The sequence below is a fragment of the Methylovorus sp. SPW-M1 genome (assembly GCF_053848825.1).
The window spans coordinates 2,743,962-2,764,006 of the sequence record NZ_CM132626.1; the positions used below are offsets into that span (position 1 = coordinate 2,743,962).

At 53.1% G+C, this 20,045-nt stretch carries 23 protein-coding genes; 2 read left to right on the forward strand and 21 right to left on the reverse strand.

Annotated elements, in window-relative coordinates; genetic code table 11:
* Positions 1 to 16: 16 nt before the first annotated feature.
* The 17 genes from hisH to ACWWD9_RS13095 form a co-directional block, all read right to left on the reverse strand.
* The gene (gene hisH / locus ACWWD9_RS13015; protein WP_455867248.1) at positions 17 to 661 is read right to left on the reverse strand and encodes an imidazole glycerol phosphate synthase subunit HisH; all 645 of its coding nucleotides are present in this window, start codon (positions 659 to 661) and stop codon (positions 17 to 19) included.
* Positions 662 to 705: 44 nt separating this feature from the next.
* Complete coding sequence (gene hisB / locus ACWWD9_RS13020; protein ID WP_013441097.1) at positions 706 to 1,293, reverse strand: imidazoleglycerol-phosphate dehydratase HisB; 588 nt, start codon at positions 1,291 to 1,293, stop codon at positions 706 to 708.
* Positions 1,294 to 1,391: 98 nt separating this feature from the next.
* Positions 1,392 to 2,057, reverse strand: coding sequence for a 3-hexulose-6-phosphate synthase (hxlA, locus tag ACWWD9_RS13025; protein WP_013441096.1), 666 nt, complete (start codon positions 2,055 to 2,057; stop codon positions 1,392 to 1,394).
* Between the two features lie 177 nt (positions 2,058 to 2,234).
* Complete coding sequence (gene hisC, locus ACWWD9_RS13030; RefSeq protein WP_455867249.1) at positions 2,235 to 3,302, reverse strand: histidinol-phosphate transaminase; 1,068 nt, start codon at positions 3,300 to 3,302, stop codon at positions 2,235 to 2,237.
* Positions 3,299 to 4,597 carry a histidinol dehydrogenase gene (gene hisD, locus ACWWD9_RS13035; protein ID WP_455867250.1) on the reverse strand — a complete coding sequence of 433 codons (1,299 nt, stop codon included), beginning with the start codon at positions 4,595 to 4,597 and terminating at the stop codon, positions 3,299 to 3,301. The genes hisC and hisD overlap by 4 nt, the downstream gene beginning before the upstream one ends.
* A gap of 9 nt (positions 4,598 to 4,606) precedes the next feature.
* Complete coding sequence (gene hisG / locus ACWWD9_RS13040; protein WP_013441093.1) at positions 4,607 to 5,257, reverse strand: ATP phosphoribosyltransferase; 651 nt, start codon at positions 5,255 to 5,257, stop codon at positions 4,607 to 4,609.
* 44 nt (positions 5,258 to 5,301) lie between these two features.
* Positions 5,302 to 6,552, reverse strand: coding sequence for a UDP-N-acetylglucosamine 1-carboxyvinyltransferase (murA, locus tag ACWWD9_RS13045; RefSeq protein ID WP_013441092.1), 1,251 nt, complete (start codon positions 6,550 to 6,552; stop codon positions 5,302 to 5,304).
* Positions 6,553 to 6,594: 42 nt separating this feature from the next.
* Positions 6,595 to 6,915 carry a Grx4 family monothiol glutaredoxin gene (gene grxD / locus ACWWD9_RS13050; protein WP_013441091.1) on the reverse strand — a complete coding sequence of 107 codons (321 nt, stop codon included), beginning with the start codon at positions 6,913 to 6,915 and terminating at the stop codon, positions 6,595 to 6,597.
* Positions 6,916 to 6,933: 18 nt separating this feature from the next.
* On the reverse strand, positions 6,934 to 7,182 hold the full coding sequence (locus tag ACWWD9_RS13055) for a BolA family protein (protein WP_013441090.1): 249 nt from the start codon (positions 7,180 to 7,182) through the stop codon (positions 6,934 to 6,936).
* Between the two features lies 1 nt (position 7,183).
* Positions 7,184 to 7,963: an ABC transporter permease gene (locus tag ACWWD9_RS13060; RefSeq protein ID WP_013441089.1), complete on the reverse strand. Its 780-nt coding sequence runs from the start codon at positions 7,961 to 7,963 to the stop codon at positions 7,184 to 7,186.
* A complete protein-coding gene (locus ACWWD9_RS13065; RefSeq protein ID WP_455867251.1) occupies positions 7,960 to 8,871 on the reverse strand; it encodes an ATP-binding cassette domain-containing protein in 912 nt (303 codons plus the stop codon). Before ACWWD9_RS13065 ends, ACWWD9_RS13060 begins: the two co-directional genes overlap by 4 nt.
* 22 nt (positions 8,872 to 8,893) lie before the next feature.
* Entirely contained in the window at positions 8,894 to 9,187 is a 294-nt protein-coding gene (locus ACWWD9_RS13070; RefSeq protein WP_013441087.1) for an STAS domain-containing protein, read from the reverse strand.
* Positions 9,188 to 9,198: 11 nt separating this feature from the next.
* Complete coding sequence (locus tag ACWWD9_RS13075) at positions 9,199 to 9,807, reverse strand: MlaC/ttg2D family ABC transporter substrate-binding protein (protein ID WP_013441086.1); 609 nt, start codon at positions 9,805 to 9,807, stop codon at positions 9,199 to 9,201.
* A gap of 2 nt (positions 9,808 to 9,809) precedes the next feature.
* A complete protein-coding gene (gene mlaD / locus ACWWD9_RS13080; RefSeq protein ID WP_015829244.1) occupies positions 9,810 to 10,289 on the reverse strand; it encodes an outer membrane lipid asymmetry maintenance protein MlaD in 480 nt (159 codons plus the stop codon).
* A 77-nt stretch (positions 10,290 to 10,366) separates the two neighbouring features.
* Positions 10,367 to 11,158, reverse strand: a complete 792-nt coding sequence (gene mlaE, locus ACWWD9_RS13085; protein ID WP_159356325.1) for a lipid asymmetry maintenance ABC transporter permease subunit MlaE — start codon at positions 11,156 to 11,158, stop codon at positions 10,367 to 10,369.
* Positions 11,151 to 11,957, reverse strand: coding sequence for an ABC transporter ATP-binding protein (locus ACWWD9_RS13090; RefSeq protein WP_013441083.1), 807 nt, complete (start codon positions 11,955 to 11,957; stop codon positions 11,151 to 11,153). The genes mlaE and ACWWD9_RS13090 overlap by 8 nt, the downstream gene beginning before the upstream one ends.
* A 111-nt stretch (positions 11,958 to 12,068) precedes the next feature.
* The gene (locus ACWWD9_RS13095) at positions 12,069 to 12,713 is read right to left on the reverse strand and encodes a prepilin-type N-terminal cleavage/methylation domain-containing protein (RefSeq protein ID WP_455867252.1); all 645 of its coding nucleotides are present in this window, start codon (positions 12,711 to 12,713) and stop codon (positions 12,069 to 12,071) included.
* A gap of 193 nt (positions 12,714 to 12,906) precedes the next feature.
* Between ACWWD9_RS13095 and ACWWD9_RS13100 the strand changes: the two genes are divergently transcribed.
* Complete coding sequence (locus ACWWD9_RS13100) at positions 12,907 to 14,625, forward strand: sensor histidine kinase (protein WP_455867253.1); 1,719 nt, start codon at positions 12,907 to 12,909, stop codon at positions 14,623 to 14,625.
* Between the two features lie 9 nt (positions 14,626 to 14,634).
* Here ACWWD9_RS13100 and ccsB read toward each other — a convergent pair whose 3' ends face one another.
* The 3 genes from ccsB to ACWWD9_RS13115 all read right to left on the reverse strand — a co-directional run bounded on the left by ccsB (position 14,635) and on the right by ACWWD9_RS13115 (position 18,518).
* A complete protein-coding gene (ccsB, locus tag ACWWD9_RS13105; RefSeq protein ID WP_013441080.1) occupies positions 14,635 to 15,780 on the reverse strand; it encodes a c-type cytochrome biogenesis protein CcsB in 1,146 nt (381 codons plus the stop codon).
* A 33-nt stretch (positions 15,781 to 15,813) separates the two neighbouring features.
* Positions 15,814 to 17,727, reverse strand: a complete 1,914-nt coding sequence (locus ACWWD9_RS13110) for a cytochrome c biogenesis protein ResB (protein WP_455868163.1) — start codon at positions 17,725 to 17,727, stop codon at positions 15,814 to 15,816.
* Positions 17,728 to 17,909: 182 nt separating this feature from the next.
* Positions 17,910 to 18,518 (reverse strand): c-type cytochrome, encoded by a 609-nt coding sequence (locus ACWWD9_RS13115; RefSeq protein WP_013441078.1) that lies wholly within the window; start codon positions 18,516 to 18,518, stop codon positions 17,910 to 17,912.
* Between the two features lie 124 nt (positions 18,519 to 18,642).
* On the opposite strand from ACWWD9_RS13115, the gene yihA reads away from it, so the two are divergent.
* Positions 18,643 to 19,281, forward strand: a complete 639-nt coding sequence (gene yihA / locus ACWWD9_RS13120; protein ID WP_013441077.1) for a ribosome biogenesis GTP-binding protein YihA/YsxC — start codon at positions 18,643 to 18,645, stop codon at positions 19,279 to 19,281.
* Between the two features lie 4 nt (positions 19,282 to 19,285).
* Here the strand turns inward: yihA and trmB are convergent, their stop codons facing one another.
* Positions 19,286 to 20,002, reverse strand: coding sequence for a tRNA (guanosine(46)-N7)-methyltransferase TrmB (gene trmB / locus ACWWD9_RS13125; RefSeq protein ID WP_455867254.1), 717 nt, complete (start codon positions 20,000 to 20,002; stop codon positions 19,286 to 19,288).
* Positions 20,003 to 20,045 lie beyond the last annotated feature (43 nt).

Consider the following 20,045-nt stretch of genomic DNA (forward strand, 5'->3'; position numbering starts at 1 on the left):
TTTTAATAGATAGAAATTAAGGACGTCCGTCCCACGCAACAAAATTGGATAACAACTTCAGGCCGGCGTGCTGGCTTTTTTCTGGGTGAAACTGCACCGCAAAAATATTATCGCGCGCAATACAGCTGGTAAAGCGCTTGGGGTAATTGCTATAGCCCACCTCAATCCCGGCGTCCTCGGGAACGACATAGTAACTATGCACGTAATAAAAACGCTCGCCATCGGCGATATCGCTCCATATGGGGTGAGGACGGCTCTGATAAACCTCGTTCCAGCCCATATGAGGGACTTTTAACCGTGCACCGTTTGCATCCACCATATCAGCATCAGCAAAGCGCTTAACATTCCCTGGCAAGATGCTCAGTCCAGCGGCATTGCCTTCTTCACTATGATCGAACAGGAGCTGCAGCCCGATACAGATGCCCAGAAAAGGCTTGTCGGCAGCCGCAGAAATCACCGCTTGGCGCAGGCCTCTGGCATCAAGCTCCCTGACACAGTCAGGCATGGCCCCCTGGCCAGGAAACACCACACGCTCAGCCGCCGCAATGTCGGCAGGATCACTGGTCACGACCACCCGTTTACCGGGCGCCACATGCTCCAGCGCCTTGGATACGGAGCGCAAATTGCCCATGCCATAATCCACAACAGCAATATCGATCATAGTCTGTGCTTAACAAAATCAGAAATATTGGGACTACCCAAAACTTATAAAGTGCCTTTAGTCGAAGGCATGATGCCGGTCATGCGGTCATCTGCTTCCACGGCCATACGCAAAGCGCGGCCAAAAGCCTTGAAAATCGTTTCTGCCTGATGGTGCGCATTGTCACCACGCAGATTATCGATATGCAGGGTCACCAGGGCGTGATTGACAAAGCCCTGGAAAAATTCGTGTATGAGGTCGACATCGAAGTCGCCTATGCGGGCGCGTGTAAACTCCACGCCGAATTCCATGCCGGGGCGGCCGGAAATATCCAGTACAACACGCGACAATGCTTCGTCCAACGGTACATAAGAGTGACCGTAACGACGTATGCCTTTTTTATCGCCTATTGCCTTGGCAAAAGCTTGACCCAGGGTAATGCCAATATCCTCGACAGTGTGATGCGCATCAATATGCAAATCGCCATTAGCAGACACTGTGATGTCCATCATGCCATGACGGGCAATCTGATCCAGCATGTGATCAAAAAAACCCAGACCGCTGGCGAGCTTGGATACGCCGGTACCATCCAGATTGATTGACACCGAGATTTGCGTTTCGAGGGTATTACGACTTACTTCGGCAATACGCATGGGAAGATCATTACTTTCTTGAGTTTCAAAAAACTAAAAACCGCCGCAGACCTTTGCAGCGACTGCGGCGGTTTGAGTTCCAGACGTGATATTTCGTCTTAGCTGAACAGCTTCTTCAGCCAGCCGAACACGCCGCCGCTGGAAGTCGAACCTTTAGCCAGGCCGCTGATTTCAGCAGCAGCAGCAGCAGGGTCAGCAGCACCGTAGATAGCAGCACCAGCAACAACGATGTTGGCACCAGCATCCACTACTTGCTTAACAGTAGCTGGCTTGATACCACCAGCAACAGAAACCTTAACACCCAGATTCAGACTGGATACCAGACCCAGGTCAGCAAATGGAGTTTGACCAGCAGCTTGTTGGTCCAGACCAGTGTGCACACCGATGATGTGCGCGCCCAGCTTTGCAACTTCCTTGGTACGAGCAGCTTTGTCTGCTACGTTGATCAGATCGATTTGAGCTTCTTTGCCATACTTGTTGGCAACATCAATTACACCCTTGATAGTACCGATATCGGCAGTACCCAGTACGGTGCAAATGTCAGCGCCAGCCTTGTAGAAAGGCTCAGCTTCGTAGTAGCCAGCATCCATGGTCTTCAGATCAACCAGAATCTTGTTGTTCGGGAATTTAGCGCGCAGTGTTTGCAGCAGCTTGATACCGTTGTACTTGATACAAGGGGTACCGATTTCAAGAATATCTACATGGGGGGCTACTTTGGTAGCCAGTGCTACGGTTGCATCGAAATCCAATGAATCCAATGCCATTTGTACTGATGGTTGTGCCACGATACTTCCTCCGCTTAAGTTACAGGGTTATGATTTACTCACTCCGTAATGATACATTTTTTCTTGTGAATAGGGTAAATCGGTTGAATTTTAGCAATATTTTGCCATGATGCACCTTAAATGCATCATCAGGCAGCATCATAATCGCTTTTAAGTTCAGGTGGCGGAGAGAATGTCCTTCAAAGCGGCAATCAGTGCCTCACATTCCTCATCAGTCCCCACGGTAATGCGCATGAACTGATCAATGCGGGCAGGCTTTTTAAAGTGGCGCACGATAATGCTGCGCTCACGCAATGCCGTCGTCAGACCTAAGGCGTCACGATGGGGGTGACGCGCAAAAATGAAATTGGCTCCGGAAGGCAATACTTCAAAACCCAAGGCCTGCATGGCATCCACAAGCTTTTCGCGGCTAGCCATCACGCGCTGGCGCGTCGCCTCGAAGTAGGCAACATCCTCCATCGCAGCCACTGCTCCGGCACTGGCAAACCTGTCGATGGGGTAGGAGTTGAAGCTATCTTTCACACGATGCAAGGCATCGATCAGCTCAGGATGACCCACCGCGTACCCGACACGCAAACCAGCAAGGGAACGTGATTTTGACAAGGTATGCGTCACCAGCAACTGCGGATACGCATTGACCAGCGTTACGGCTGATTCACCACCAAAATCAATATAGGCCTCATCAATGACAACCACCGATTCGGTATTGGCATCCAGCAACCGGCGTATCTCACTCAGCGCCAGCACACGCCCCGTGGGCGCATTGGGGTTGGGGAAAATAATCCCGCCATTCGCAACGCGATAATCATCCACGTTGATTTCAAAGGTTTGCGTCAATGGCACGGTCTGATAATCAATATCGTAGAGCCCGCAATACACCGGATAAAAGCTGTAGGTAATATCCGGAAATAACAAAGGAGCATCATGCTTGAGCAAAGCAAGAAACACATGTGCCAGCACCTCATCCGACCCATTGCCAACAAACACCTGTGCTGGCGTCAAGCCATGAAACTCAGCGATGGCCTGCTTCAGGCGATCTGAATTGGGGTCCGGGTAAAGGCGCAGACTATCCGCAGCTTCGCCGCGCAAAGCCTCCAGCACCTTAGGGCTGGGGCCATACGGATTTTCATTGGTATTGAGCTTGATGAGGTTGGCAATTTTAGGCTGCTCACCCGGTGTATAGGGGGTGAGGCCGTGTACTACCTGGCTCCAGTATTTACTCATTTTTTAAGCCGGTACTCCGCAGAACGGGCGTGTGCTTGCAGGCCTTCGCCATACGCGAGGGTAGCGGCCACTTTGCCCAGTTTTTGCGCACCTTCGGCCGATACCATGATCAGGCTGGAGCGCTTCTGGAAATCGTACACACCAAGCGGCGAAGAAAATCTTGCCGTACGTGAAGTAGGCAACACGTGATTAGGTCCCGCACAGTAATCCCCCAGTGCTTCGCAGGTATCACGTCCCATGAAGATAGCACCGGCATGCTTGATCTTCTTGCTGAAAGCCAAGGGGTCATCCAGCGAAAGCTCCAAGTGCTCCGGAGCGATGTAATTGCTGATGCGAGCGGCTTCTTCCAGATCCTTCACCTGAATCAGCGCGCCACGGCCTTGCAGCGATGTCTTGATGATGTCCTTGCGCGGCATCTCCTCAACCAGACGTGCTGCACTGGCGGCGACCTTGTCAAGAAACTCGGCATCGGGCGATAACAAAATGGCCTGGGCAAGCTCGTCGTGCTCGGCTTGCGAAAACAAATCCATCGCCACCCAGTCCGGATTGGTCTTGCCATCACAGATCACGAGAATTTCAGAAGGTCCGGCCACCATATCAATACCGACTACGCCAAATACGCGACGCTTGGCAGCGGCCACATAGGCATTGCCAGGCCCGACAATCTTGTCTACCTGCGGTACGGTCTCGGTGCCATATGCCAGAGCACCCACGGCTTGGGCGCCACCGATACAGAACACGCGATCCACGCCACATACCGCCGCAGCTGCCAGCACCAGCTGGTTACGCTCACCATTGGGTGTCGGCACTACCATGATCAGTTCTTCCACGCCTGCCACCTTGGCTGGAATGGCGTTCATCAGCACCGATGAGGGGTAAGCCGCCTTGCCGCCAGGTACATATAAGCCCACACGATCAAGCGGAGTCACTTGTTGGCCCAGCAAAGTGCCATCGTCCTCGGTATAACTCCAGGAAGACAACAACTGCTTCTCGTGGTAAAGACGCACGCGCTCAGCCGCTTGTTGCAATGCCTCGCGCTGGGCAGCCGGCAGTGCTTCCAGTGCGGCATGCAGTTCTACTTGGGAGATTTCCAGCGAGGAAAGACCTGCCACATCCAGATGATCAAAGCGCTTGGTGTATTCCAGCACAGCGGCATCGCCACGTTGTTTTACATTGCGCAAGATATCGGCAACCACCAGATCAATCTGGTCATCCTGAGCGGTCTCAAATGCCAGCAAGGCTTTGAGATCCGCATCAAAGCTCGCATCGCGAGTAGAAAAGCGTCGAATATTCATTGTATAGCCTTATTTCTTTCCATTTTCTGCCACTGCTTGGGCAAATGAATCCATGATTGGTTGCAGCTCGCCACGCTTCAGCTTGAGCGAAGCCTGATTCACCACCAGGCGAGAGCTGATATCGGCAATCTCTTCGACGGCCTTGAGCTGATTGGCGCGCAACGTGCCGCCGGTGCTCACCAGGTCGACAATCGCATCGGCCAGGCCGACCAATGGGCCCAGTTCCATCGAACCATACAACTTGATCAGGTCGACATGCATGCCTTTGTTGGCAAAATGCTCACGCGCCGTTTTCACATATTTCGTCACGACCTTGAGACGGGCACCGCGACGAATCGAACCGAAATAATCGAAATCCTCACGCACGGCGACCATCATCTTGCAACGGGCGATCTGCAGATCCAGCGGCTGATACAACCCTTCGCCACCATGTTCGGTGAGCACGTCCTTACCAGCAATGCCCAGATCAGCCGCGCCATATTGCACGTAAGTGGGGACATCGGTTGCCCGCACAATCAGCAAGCGGACGTCCGGACGGTTGGTCGGCAGAATCAGCTTGCGTGAAGCCTCTGGCGCTTCCAGGGCATGGATGCCCGCGGCCGCCAGCAGAGGGGTGGTCTCTTCAAAAATGCGGCCTTTGGATAGGGCAATGGTGATCATGAATTCAGTTCTCTGTTAATACGGTCATTCAATGGCAAAGCGCTTCAAGAAGTACGCTTGACCTTGGCACCCAGCGCCGTGAGCTTCTCTTCGAGATTTTCATAGCCACGATCCAGGTGATAAATACGCTCGATTATCGTCTCGCCACTGGCTACCAACGCCGCCAGCACCAGACTGGCGGAAGCACGTAGATCGGTCGCCATTACGGTAGCACCTTCCAGCTTGGGCACACCGCGCACAATCGCCGTATTGCCTTCCACTTCAATCTGGGCACCCAGGCGCTGCATTTCCTGCACATGCATGAAGCGATTTTCAAAAATAGTCTCTGTCACTTTTGCCACGCCATCCGCGATGGTATTCAAGGCCATCATTTGCGCCTGCATGTCCGTGGGAAAAGCGGGATGCGGCGCTGTGCGGATATTCACAGCCTTCAATTTTCCGTTACTTTTCACGGTGATGCTAGTTGCATCACTTTCCACTGTTACACCGGCATCGCGCAACTTCTCGATCACGGCATCCAGCAGGTCTGCCCGTGCATTGTTCAATTTGACGCAACCACCGGTCATGGCGGCAGCCACCATATAGGTTCCTGCCTCGATACGATCGCATACCACCTGATGGTCGCAGCCATGCAAACGCTCCACACCGTGTATGGTAATGATGTCAGTACCAGCACCTTCAATACGCGCGCCCATTTTGATCAGGCAATCAGCAAGATCGACCACTTCGGGTTCTTTGGCGGCGTTCTCAAGCACCGTGGTTCCCTCGGCCAAACACGCGGCCATCATGAGATTTTCGGTACCGGTGACCGTGACCATATCCATGAAATAGCGCGCTCCCTTGAGCTTGCTGGCGCGCGCCTCAATGTAGCCATGTTCAATATGGATCTCGGCGCCCATGGCTTGCAATCCCTTGATATGCAAATCAACAGGCCGCGAACCAATGGCACAGCCGCCTGGCAACGACACACGGGCATGACCAAACCGGGCCAATAAAGGCCCCAGCACGAGGATGGAAGCGCGCATGGTTTTCACCATTTCATAAGGCGCTTCCTGGGTATGGATATGCGAAGCATCGAGGACGACACGATCTTCGGATCGGCTGGCCTGAACACCCATGTGTTCCAGCAAGGTAATGGTAGTCCCCACATCCTTGAGTTTGGCCACCGCACTCAGTTTAAGCGGGGTTTCCGCCAGAAGCGAAGCGCAGAGAATCGGCAATGCCGCATTCTTGGCACCGGAAATGGTGATTTCCCCTTGTAGCGGAATGCCGCCTTCAATAACCAGCTTGTCCAAAATCCATCCCTAACTTTTATTGTCTAGCGACTGCCCGAAGATTCAGGCAGTAGCGGATTCCAGCATTTTTTGCAGCTCGCCCTGTTGAAACAGATCGCGCATGATATCAGCGCCACCCACGAACTCGCCCTTGATATAGAGCTGGGGAATGGTTGGCCAGTTAGCATAAACCTTGATGCCATCACGAATGGCAGGATCAGCCAGCACATCCACCGCCACGAAATCCTTTACCCCGCTCGCCTGCAGAATCTGCACGGCAAGACCGGAGAAACCGCATTGCGGAAACTTAGGCGTGCCCTTCATATAAAGCACCACGGGGTTTGCAGTGACCTGATTCTTGATTAATTCTTGAGTACTATCCATTTCAAACTCCTTAAAAGCTTAAGTCGAAGCACGTTGCGCCCAAGTTTCGGGCGTAAAAGTGCGCATCGATAAGGCATGAATTTCCTGGCGCATGCGATCGCCCAAAGCCTGATAAACCAACTGGTGCTGCTGCACCATATTCTTGCCTGTAAAGGCAGCGCTCACGATCACCGCCTCAAAATGCTGGCCATCATTGCCCAGCACTTGCACGTAATCACACGCCAGACCCTGCGTTATATAGGTTTTTACATCATCTGCGCTTAACATTTTAGCCCCTGAGCTTGTATCCGGATTTCAACATTCTGAGCGCAAGCCATGACAGCAGCAAGAAACTGACCCCGACCACCAGCAAACTGACGGCAGGAGAAATGTCGCCTTGCCCAAAAAACCCATACCGGAAGCCATCTATCATGTAGAAAAACGGATTGAAATGGGAGACCGTCTGCCATACCGGCGGTAAGGAATGGATCGAGTAAAACACGCCAGAAAGGAATGACAGAGGCATGATAATAAAATTCTGGAATGCCGCCATCTGGTCAAACTTGTCCGCCCATATGCCGGCGATAATGCCAAACGCGCCCAGCAATGCACTACCCAGAAACGCGAATGCCAGGATGAACCCCGGATGCGCAATCGGCAGATCAATGAAAATGATCGCTACCAGGTAAATACATAGCCCCACCACCAAGCCACGAATGATGGACGCCGCCAGGAATGCCAGGAAAAACTCCAGGTAAGACAGCGGAGTCAGCATCACAAAAATAATACTGCCCATCACCTTAGACTGGATAAGGCTGGATGAGCTATTGGCGAAGGCATTCTGCAATACCGACATCATGATCAGGCCCGGGATCAGGAAGGCGGTGTAACCCACGCCGTCGTACACCTGCACGTGCTTGTCCAATACATGCGAAAAAATCAGCAAATACAGCAGCGCCGTCATGACCGGGGCTGCGACGGTCTGAAAACTGACGCGCCAGAAGCGTAGCAGCTCCTTTTTGAACAACGTCCAGGGACCGCGCATGCGTGCTGAGATGAGACTGCTCATGCGCGCCCCACCATATCGACAAACACATCCTCGAGATCAGCTTCCAGCAGCTGCATATCCGTAACCGTCAATTGCGACTGGCGAAGCTCCGCCAATACGTCCGCTACTTGGGCGACATCATTCAATGTAAAAATGTAGACATCGCCATCACGATGACGCACCAGCGCAGCGATGCCAACAGGCAGCACACTGCCAGGCGCCATGGTAACGCGCAGCTGCTTGCCAGGAATCTGCTTGAGCAGATTCGCCGTGGTGTCCAGCGCCACAATCTGGCCCGACTTCATCATGGCAACGCGCGAACAGAGCACCTCGGCCTCTTCCAGATAGTGCGTAGTGAGAATGATGGTATGACCTTCGCGATTGAGGCGCTGAATGAACGCCCACATGGTCTGGCGCAATTCCACGTCGACGCCCGCGGTTGGTTCATCCAGCACGATAACGGGGGGCTTGTGGGCCAGCGCCTGTGCAATCAATGCACGGCGTTTCATGCCACCAGACAGGCGACGCATATTGACGTGGGCCTTGTCGGTCAGTCCCAGGGACTCAATCACTTCATCCACCCAGGCGTCATTTTCTGGCCCACGACCAAAATACCCCGCCTGAAAACGCAACATTTCGCGCACATTGAAAAATGGATCAAACACCAGTTCTTGCGGGACAACGCCCAGTAACTGCCTGGCCTGCGCATATTGGGATACTACGTCATGCCCCATCACTGACAATTTGCCGCTACTTGGACGCAGCAGGCCAGCCAGCAAGTTGATCAGGGTGGACTTGCCTGCCCCATTGGGGCCTAGCAAGGCAAAGAACTCCCCCTGCTCAATCGACAGATCAATCCCTTTCAGTGCTTTTAAAGCACCGAAATCCTTGGTTACCTGCTCAATCTTGATTGCGGGGGTCATGGTCATGAAACGGGCAAAGCCCGAATGCCTAAGCGGCGACGTGAGGGATCAGATCCAGCACGCCATAGAGCGTCGCCAGACTGGTCAGGTTCTTGGGAAAATGGATGAACTTCAATTCACACTTCTGATCCTGCGCACGGCGCAGCCATTCAAACAGCACGCTGATCGTCGCCGTATCCACATCAGACACGGCGGAAAGATCAACTTCAAGACGATCCGCCATAGGCAAGGCCTGACTTTGTGCCAGCAGCTTATTCACCTGTGGCATCGTCATATCGCCCTGCACCTGCCAGCGCTGCCCTTCAGAAATAATTTGCGTCATTCTGCTTGCCGTTATTTGGCAGAACCAGCGTTCTTGTCGGCCAGCTTTTGAATCAGGCCATCCATGCCGGACTGGCGGATTTCATTGCTGAACTGACCACGATAGTTGGTCACCAGGCTCACGCCTTCAATGACGATATCGTAGACCTTCCAGGCTTCGCCGGTTTTTTCCAGGCTGTAATCGACAGCGATAGGCTGACCACCTGGCTGCACGATTTCCGTCTTGACGGTCACTTCCTTATCGGAGGGCTCAGCGCGCAATGGCTTGTAGTTGATGGTCTGGTTACGATACTTACCCAGCGCCGTAGCATAGGTACGCAACATCAGGCTGCGGAATTCCTTCTGGAAGGCATCCTGCTGCTCTTTGCTGGCGCGGCTCCAGTTTTTACCCAGCACCATGCGTGACACACGATCAAAATCGAAATTGGGCAAAATCTTTTCTTCTGCCAGGGCAAAAATCTTCTTCTGATCGCCGGCCTGAATATCCTTGTCTTTCTTGACGATGGCCAGCACTTCATCAGCCGTCGACTTCACCAGCACATCAGGGGCGACATCGGCCACAGCCAACTGCATTGCGCCCATCAGGGCAATACTTGCTACGAATTTCATTACAGACTTCATGTTTATTCCGCCTTTTTACTATCGCCACTTTCGGAGGCTTTGTTATACAAGAACTGACTGATCATTTTTTCCAGGACAACTGCATCCTGGGTATGGGAAATCTTGTCGCCATCTTTCAATGACTGGTCATCGCCACCGGCTTCCAGACCCACATATTGCTCGCCCAGCAGGCCAGCCGTATAAATATTGGCAAACGTGTCTTTGGGGAATGGATAGCGCTTATCCAACTTCAGAGTCACATTTGCTTCAAAGGTTTTACTATCGAACTGAATATTGTCGACACGGCCGATCACCACACCCGCGCTTTTTACCGGAGCACGTGGCTTCAAACCGCCAATATTTTCAAAAGCAGCAGTTACCGTGTAAGTTTCGCCGATGCTACTGGAAGTCAGATTGCCCACTTTCAGCGCCAGTCCAAACAAAGCGGCAGCGCCAGCGACGGCAAAAATGCCGACCCATAAATCCATTGTTGTGCGTTCCATTCAATCTCCAGTCTTTGCGTTATCACGCATTTTATTTCGCGCCCTACACAAGGGCTTACTCAACCGCAATCAGCGAATCAAGTCACAATCATGAAAGAAGTCAGGATGAAGTCCAGGCCAAGCACAGCCAGGGACGAATTCACCACCGTACGTGTTGTTGCCCGGCTTACGCCCTCGGCAGTAGGCGGAGCATCAAACCCCTCAAACAGGGCAATCATGGTGCAAGCAACGCCAAACACCACACTCTTGATGACACCATTCACAATATCTGCCTGAAAATCAACGCTGGCCTGCATTTGCGACCAAAAAGCGCCGTTATCCACGCCGATGACCGGAACCGCCACCAGATAACCGCCCAATACCCCTACCATAGAGAACAGGGCTGCCAGCAAGGGCATGGAAACCACACCGGCCCAGAAGCGAGGAGCCACTACACGGGCAATCGGGCTGACCGCCATCATTTCCATCGCCGACAACTGCTCGGTCGTTTTCATCAGGCCGATTTCAGCGGTAATGGCCGTACCGGCCCGACCAGCAAATAACAGTGCCGTGACCACAGGACCCAACTCGCGCACCAGAGAGAGCGCCACCAGCACGCCAATCGCTTCTGACGAGCCATACTTCTGCAAGGTGTTATAACCCTGCAACGCCAGCACCATGCCGACAAAGAATGCAGACACTAGGATGATGAGCAAGGACATGACGCCGGTAAAGTAAATTTCCCGGATGGTCAGGTGGATACGCCTGAAACTCTCGCCAGAATAAATCAGCGTGTACAGAAAGAATCGCGCGCCTGAACCCAGACGCCAGACACGATCAATAATACGGTGGCCCATGCCACGCAACACTTCAGCCAAACGATTAAGCATCCTGCCCTCTCAGCATATCGCGCCGGTAATCAGGCGCGGAATAGTGGAAGGGCACTGGCCCATCAACTTCACCATGCACAAATTGATGTACAAACGGCAGCGTCGACTGCCGCAACTCGTCAGGAGCACCTTCCGCCTCAACCACCCCATTGGCCACGATGTAGACATAATCGGCAATCGAAAACGCTTCTTTCACATCATGGGTAACCAGTATGGAGGTCGCCCCCAGGGCATCATTCAGACTACGAATGAGGTTGCAGGTGACGCTCATGGAAATCGGGTCGAGACCAGTAAATGGCTCGTCATACATGATAATGGACGGGTCAAGCGCAATCGCTCGGGCCAAAGCCACGCGGCGCGCCATACCACCTGAAAGCTCCGTCGGCATCAAGTTACGAGCACCACGCAAGCCAACGGCATTCAGTTTCATCATCACCAGATCACGGACGATGGACTCAGGCAGGTCAGCATGCTCCCGAATGGGGAAAGCGACATTTTCGTAAACCGACAAATCGGTAAACAGGGCGCCGAACTGAAACAGCATGCCCATCTTGCGACGCAACTGAAACAGGCCGTGACGATCCTGCTTGTGGACCACCTGACCCTCGACACGCACTTCGCCTTGAGTGGGCACCAGCTGCCCGCCAATCAGGCGCAACAGGGTTGTCTTGCCACTTCCACTGCCACCCATGATGGCGATCACCTTGCCACGCGGAAAGGACATATTAATGCCCTTATGCAGCAGTCGCCCTTTGTAACCAAAGGATAGATTGTCGATTTCGACGATGTTGTCGGCCATAGCGGTCTTGGAATTTGGAATCCTGCCATTTTAAATCAATTCGTGTTGCGCACGTAATACAAAAACAAAAAAGCCCGCTTAAGCGGGCTTTTTTACAACAATTTAACTGCCTTAAAACGCCATGCACACCACGTATTTCTGCGAATCCACAATCGATGGACTACTCCCGGCAGACACAACCGCAGTTGCAGCTGCAGTCCCACTCACCGCTTCGGCAGCCATCATGGCTCCAGTCGCGGTATTGCCATCATCCATGGTGGCATCCAACTGTTTTACGAACTTGCCCAGAATGCCCGTCGAGCATATGGCATAGGATCCACTCAACCCCGAAATCGTCTTGTTTGGATTGGACTGCACCCCAATCACTCCACCCTCGGTGTTGGTCGGTTGGTAAGTCGCATCCCCCAGCGTGGTTGAGCCTGTTGCCAGTCCGGCCAGCCTTAAATGCTGCCAGAAAATGTAGGTTTCATCCGTCTGGGTTGTCGAGTTCCAGACGCCTTCAATCACGCCATCGCCGTCGCCATTGCTTGTTGCATTCACATGATTGATGGCGGCTTTGTCATCCCCTGGCAATGCCTTGAATTTATCCTGATAGGAATATACCTGAACCTGAATGTTTCTAAAGTCAGATGCCATGTTCTTTACCTTGGCACTGTTAATCAGCTCCTGCCCCTTCAGCACGCCGCCAAGCAGCAAGCCGATGATCACCAGCACAATTGCCAGCTCAATCAAGGTAAAACCAGATTGTTTGTTCATTAAGCTATCCTTATGACCCCTGTTATTTTTTACCTGCCAACATCAGAAATAACTGATTTTTGTTGCATTCTACATTGCAATTGGCGTGCCACAGGCGAAATTCTTGTTCCGAAATTAAATTGATTACGATTATGGGCTTATATGATTAAAATCATCTTCCCAGCGTCAAAATATCATCATCTCTGACAATAAAATGACACCTACCAGCCCCACATCGATTGCCATGCAAGCCTCGCGATTTGCCATGGCATCTCGCCAGCAATGGCAGCTGGCGCTGATGTTGTTTTCATTGCACGGGTTGCTGGTGTGGGGCATAGGGAGTGAGCTACAAACAGCTTGGGCACTTTTTCATTATGGTTGCTTTCTGCTTTGGCAGCCCGTGCTGCATGGCAGGGAGCCCCTCACCCTGCGAACCGCACTGATTCTGCTGGGCGGCGGGATTGTAATGACTATGTTCATGAGCTGGTGGCTCATGGCTTTCTGGCTTTGCCTGCTGTTTTCCTTGCTGGGCGGACGTATTTTTTCGCTGGCAAAAACATCTGCCCGCCCCGGCTTTCTGCTGGCCGCGACCTATTTGCTGGCCATGCTGACCATGCATGTCGTGCCGCGTTTGCTCGCCAGAAATATCGATACGGATGCCTTGATGGTGCTCGTTGAATATGGGCTGCTTTTGCTGCCCGTCGGCGTGCTGTTTACCAAGGCTGAGCATGGCGATGCAAGGCAAGCACTTGCCATGGACTTTTTCTATACGCTGATGCTGCTGATGATCACCATCACCCTGGTGCTCGGATGCTTCGCCATCGCCACGACCACACAGGCACGCTACACCGAAGTATTGCTGAAGATGATTTTTGCCTTGGCGGCAGGCTTGCTGGCCTTGAGCTGGTTCTGGAATCCCAGGGCAGGCTTCTCGGGGATTGGCCTGATACTCTCGCGCTATCTGCTCAGTGTGGGCTTGCCTTTTGAGCAGTGGATACAGAGTATCGCCGAGCTTGCCCAGCAGCAACGCACGCCAGCCAGCTTTCTTTCGCATGCCATTGCCGACATTGCGCAGTTGCCGTGGGTGGCGGGTGCAAAATGGCGCCTCGACCAAACTGAGCAGCAATTGGGGAAACCCAGCATGCATCTGCATGAGTTGCAGTTTCATGATGTGAATTTGACCTTGTACAGCCGCTGGCCGCTGACACCCGCCTTGACGATACACGTCAAACTGCTGACCCGCATTGTGGCCGAGTTTTATGAAGCAAAACGGCGCGAAGAAACCATGACACAGAATGCCTATATGCAGGCGGTATATGAGACCGGCGCCCGCCTGACGCATGACATCAAGAATCTGGTCCAGTCCATGGGTGCCCTGTGCAGCGCGGCCGAGCATACCGCAGCAAGCGATCAGGAGCGACTGCTTGCCTTGATCCGCAAGCAATTACCCTTGCTGAATGAGCGCATGGCAAAAACGCTGACCAAGCTGCAATCACCTGCCAGCGAAACGCGTAACACGCTGCCCATCTTGCAGTGGTGGGAAAGTTTTCAGGCGCATTACCCTCAACTTGGGATTATTTTCGAGACCAGCATCTCTGCCAATCCAGAAGTGGATGGCGATGTGCTGGATAGCGTGACGGACAATCTGATTCAGAACGCTCTGGCCAAACGCAGCAGTCAGCCAGGCCTGGCTATTTATGTCAGCCTGAGTGGGGATCATCACTATACGGTGGCGGTAAGAGATACCGGCAGCGCAATGCCCGCGACTATCGCCGAGAACCTGTTCAAAAAACAGGTAAGCTCGGGCAAAGGGCTGGGCATAGGCTTGTATCAGGCTGCCAAACAGGCAAACGCCAGCGGATTAACGCTGGCGTTGAAGGAAAATCGCGAAGGTGCAGTCTGGTTTACGCTAGGCCCGCAACAGCCGGCCTAGCACCAATCATCAAAGCGTTCCGTAAGAGTGCAGGCCGGAAAGGAACATATTGACGCCAAGGAAGGCAAAGGTCGTCACCAGCAAACCAACCAATGCCCACCAGGCCAGCATGCTGCCGCGCAAGCCCTTGACCAAGCGCAAGTGCAGCCAGGCCGCATAATTCAGCCACACGATCAGGGCCCAGGTTTCCTTCGGGTCCCATGACCAATAGCCGCCCCAGGCTTCCGCCGCCCACATGGCACCCAGAATGGTCGCAATGGTGAAGAAGGCAAAACCGACGGCAATCGCCTTGTACATCACGTCATCCAGCACTTCGAGTTTGGGCAGGCGCGATGCCAGAATGCCACGCTCGGCCAGCAAGTATGCGCTACCCACCATCGCTGCCAGCGAGAAGGCGCCATAACCAATAAAGTTGGCCGGCACATGGATTTTCATCCAGTAGGATTGCAAGGCAGGCACCAGCGGCTGAATGGCATTGGCCTGACGATCAAAGGTGTACCAGAGGATGAAGCCTACCGCCGCGTTAATGACCAGCAAGACAAAGCCACCCAGCTGGCGGGTTTCATAGCGGCGTTCATAGTAAAGATACAAAAGTGCCGTAATCAGGCAGAACAACACAAATACTTCATACAGATTGCTGATAGGAATATGGCCAACATCCGGGGCGATCAGATAGGACTCATACCAGCGCACCATCAGGCCGACAAAGCCCATCAGTACGGCGGACCAGGTCAGGCTGGTCGCCACTTTGCCCGAGAATTCGGAGCGACGGAACAGGGCAAACCAGTAGGTCAGCATGGCCAGCACAAACAGCACATTCATCCACATGATGGCGGACTGGCTGGAGATAAGGAATTTCAACAGGAAGGCATGCTCGGCGCGGGCCAGATCGGCCTGATAGAGCTGAATGGCAAACAGGCTGATGATGCCGATGCCGATAATCAGAAGACGCATGGGTTTCCACTGCCAGCCCAGATAACTGAAGCCGAGTGCAGCCCCAATCAGAAAGGTTTTTTCGTAGGCATCCATGTAAGCGCCATATTGCTGGTAGGCAAACAGGGCGCCCGCACAGAGGATGATGGCATACAGCCAATCCTGCCAGCGCAAACGCTTCAACAGCGGCTGAGGGTGATCTTCAAACAAAATGGTATTCATGGTTTTTCCTGATCCTTGGCTAGATAGCATGCGCTATTCGCTTTGCAACAATCGACGCAACTGTTCGCGGTACTGCTCGAACTCCATATCCAGATCGCGATTCTTGCGATTGGCGGACATGGTAAACAACACTTCATTCGTGGGTTTGATCAACATCCAGATACGGCGTTCCCGGATATAAATCATGGCAAAGATGCCCAGCACCAGCAACACGGACCCACCATACACCAGATTCTTGCCGGGGGAGCGCGTCAGTTGCAAACCACTGGCCTGACGTTGCTGGAATTCATCCAGCTGCAGATAAAACGGAGCGCCATAAAAGAACAGATCACTCATGGCATTCAGACTTTCCTGCAGAAATATCTGCGTATTGGAATCAGGCTCACCGGCCTTGAGTCCAGCACGCTCAAGCCCCAGCTTGTAGGCCTCAAGCGTCGCACCAGAGATAATTTTCAGATAGGTCTGCGCCGCCTTTTCGCGTTGCGGCTCTGGCACGGCATCTTCAATCATCTTGGCAATCCGCGTGTAGCCACCCGCATCAAAGCCTTGCAACAACTGCACTACACTTGCCTGGAATTTTTTGCGCATGTCAGGATCGGCTTTGTCGCCCATGGCATCCTGAGTAAAGCGACGCGCAATTTCCTCGTGCAGGGAGGGATCAAACATGGTGGCCCGTAGCCGCATGAATCCTTGCAAGCTGTAATCCTCATCCGCAGGAATACGCAGGTACTTCAATTCATCCTGTGGCGTTGCCCGCATGCCGGTGACGAAATAGCGACGGCCGTCCAGCTGCAAAGGCTGCATGTAGCTCACATACTCGCGTGCCTGACCTTGGGCATCGCGCACCTTGTACGTGATGTTGGGGCCAACGTTATGTGGCTTGCCCTTGCCATCTGGGGACAAGTTAAGAATGTTGAACAACCTGAAATCGTTGAATTCAACTTTCAGCGCCTGATCGCCCTCACCCAGGGTCACATTCTTGAAGATATTGCTTTGCACTTTGATCGGCTGATCTTTGGCGCCAAACAAACCATATGCATTGAAGTTGAGCTTGGTACCGCCATCCTGAAAATCGGACTGGTAAATGGCGATGCCTTTATAGATCAGCGGGTGATTGACACTGATGGTGTGCGCCAACGGCTCCTTGAGGTCAGGATCAATAATCAAGAGATCACTCTCGAAGGACTTGGGCTGGCCAGTGGCGTAATGCTCAATCCGGAACTGCTTCAGCTGAATGCGGAATGGCAGCTCCTGCACCAGATAGCCATCGCGAATGCGCATGAAAGACACATTGGAGCTGGCACCTTCCGGCAGGGTCATATTGGCCCGGAAAGACAAATTGCGCACGGACAAGCGGCTGATGGCCGGTACTTCATTCTCGGGAATATCCAGCGTTTCGACCTTTTTGTAGCCGAGCAGCTCTTGCACCTTGAAGGGCACGTTGCCATCAATCAGGCCGCCGACACAAATGACGACGATGGCCGTGTGCGTCAGGATATAGCCCAAGCGCTGATAGCTGCCTGCCTTGGCGGCAATCAGCTCGCTGCCATCGGCTTGCTGTACGGTTTTGAAGCGAAAACCACGCTGCCCTAAAAACTGCACGATACGCGCACGCGCCTCGGCAGTAGCGGCAACTGTGTAAAAAGCACGATGACTGAATGCCCGCAGGGATTTTTCTGTCGCGCCCTCACGATAAGCACGCAACTCCCGCAACATCAGCGGGCTATTACGATAAATACAAAGGCTGGTCGACAGCACCAGGAACACCAGTATCACCAGAAACCAGACGCTGTGGTACACGTCATACAAGCCCAGCTTTTCGAACAGATCAAACCAGAACTGGCCGAACTTGATCACGTAATTGGGATAAGGCTCGTTTTGCTTGAGGACCGTTCCGATGATAGACGCGATCCCCAATACGGTAAGCAAGCTCACGGCAAAACGCATGGAACTAAGGAGCTCGTATAGTCGACGGGAGTTGGAGAACTGAGGCTTCAAGGCGTAATCAATCTGAAAGAGTTCGTTTAGGACAAACAAGACTGGCAGGAGTTGCCAAAAAAGTTAAGGGTGGCTTGCAGCCACCCTTAACTTTTTAAAACAGCTATTGGACCAGCCCCGATGGGACTAGCTTAGTGCAGACCCTGAATATAGTCAGCAACCGCTGCCATATCGCTATCACTCAGCTTGGCGGCCACCATGCGCATCATCTTGGCAGCATCATTGGCACGTTCGCCAGCACGGAATGCCTTCAGCTGGGTCACGGTGTAATCCGCATGCTGACCAGCCAGACGTGGGAACTGCACGGGAATGCCAGCACCAGCAGGGCCGTGGCAGGAAGCACAGGCAGGAACACCTACGCCAGGAATACCACCCTTGAAGATTTTTTCGCCAACAGAACCAGCACCATTGCTCTTGGCCGTGCCTTGTTTAGGCGTTTGCGAACCGAAGTATGCACCCAGGTTGCTCATGTCTTCAGGGGTGAGGTTGGCCACCATACCAGCCATGATCGGGTTCTTGCGATCGCCAGCCTTGAAGTTGGTGAGTTGCTTGGTAATGTATTCCGGATGCTGACCTGCCAGCTTTGGGTACATAGGCACCATGCTATTGCCATCCGCACCGTGACAGGCCGCACAGACGGTGGTCGCTGTTGCAGCGCCCTTGCTGGCATCCCCTGCGGCAAAGGCAGAAATGGCGGTCATTGAGCCCAGGGCAAGCACCGCAATGTGACGGAAATTCATATCCAGCTCCTCAAACAATACTACTGATTTAAATATGGTTAAACATTAGCCACGCATTTTATCCAAATTTACGTTATCGTGGTAGCATTTTTGCCCCTTGCTGTCCTTGAATAAGCCTCTATCTATGCCATTGTTTCAAAACGCCACATTCCATATCTCTGCTCATCATCTGAGCGACTTGCCTCCGCCATTCGGAATCGAGGTCGCTTTTGCCGGCCGCTCAAATGCAGGGAAGTCAAGCGCGCTCAACACCATGGCGAATCATAATCGTCTGGCTTTTGTCAGTAAGCAGCCAGGCCGCACGCAGCTGATCAACTTCTTTAGTCTGGGCGGAGATCGTTTTCTGGTGGACTTGCCCGGATACGGCTATGCGAAAGTCCCGGAGAGCATGCGCAAGCACTGGCAGATGACGCTTTCCAATTACCTGAGCCACCGTTCATCCCTATACGGACTGGTGTTGGTAATGGATAGCCGCCACCCTTTAACTCCGCTGGACCGGCAAATGCTGGACTGGTTTGGCCCCAGCGGCAAGCCAATACATGTGTTGCTGACCAAGTCGGACAAGCTGTCCAGAAGTGCCGCCATGCTGACCCTGAATGCCGTGCGCAAAGAATTGAATACCACATGGGGCAACTGCTCGGTACAGCTGTTTTCCAGCCTGAAAAAGCAAGGCGTGGAAGAAGCCGAAGCCGTCATCGGCAAATGGCTGTTTCCACCACAGGATCACACCACAGAAGAACCCTCCGAGAGCCCTGCTGAGTAAGACTCTATTTTCGGGTGAAGATAATATCCCAGACGCCGTGGCCCAGCTTGATGCCACGGTTTTCAAACTTGGTTAAGGGTCGGTAATCCGGCTTCTCGGCATACGTATCCGCCGTATTGCGCAACTGCGGCTCCTCCTGCAACACTTCCAGCACCCACTCGGCATATTCCTGCCAATCTGTCGCCACATGCAGATAGGCGCCGGGTTTAAGCTTGCTGCACAGCAGCTGTACAAAAGCCGCCTGAATCAAGCGGCGCTTGTGATGGCGCTTTTTATGCCAGGGATCCGGGAAGAAAATATGCACGCCATCCAGGCTCGCATCCGGGATCATGTGCTGCAACACTTCGACGGCGTCATGCTGAATCACCCGGATATTCTCCAGATGCATTTCGCCTACCAGCTTGAGCAGGCTGCCGACGCCAGGGGTATGCACTTCCACGCCTATAAAGTCACGATCGGGTTGTAACTGGGCGATTTTTGCGGTGCTATCCCCCATGCCAAAGCCAATCTCGAGAATTTTTGGACTCTCCGCCCGGCCAAATACCTGATCAAGCGCGATGGGTTCCGGCTGATACGCGACGCCATAAACTGGCAGCCACTGCTCCAATGCCTTGCGCTGCCCTTCGGTCAGGCGCCCCTGCCGTAATACGAAGCTGCGAATGGGGCGATGCTTGGGATTGTCCTGCTCACCCGCGGGCAGCTCATGCTCTTTATGTTCCATACCGGTCACAATGCAAATTACGTTAAACCGCCATTATAACGGA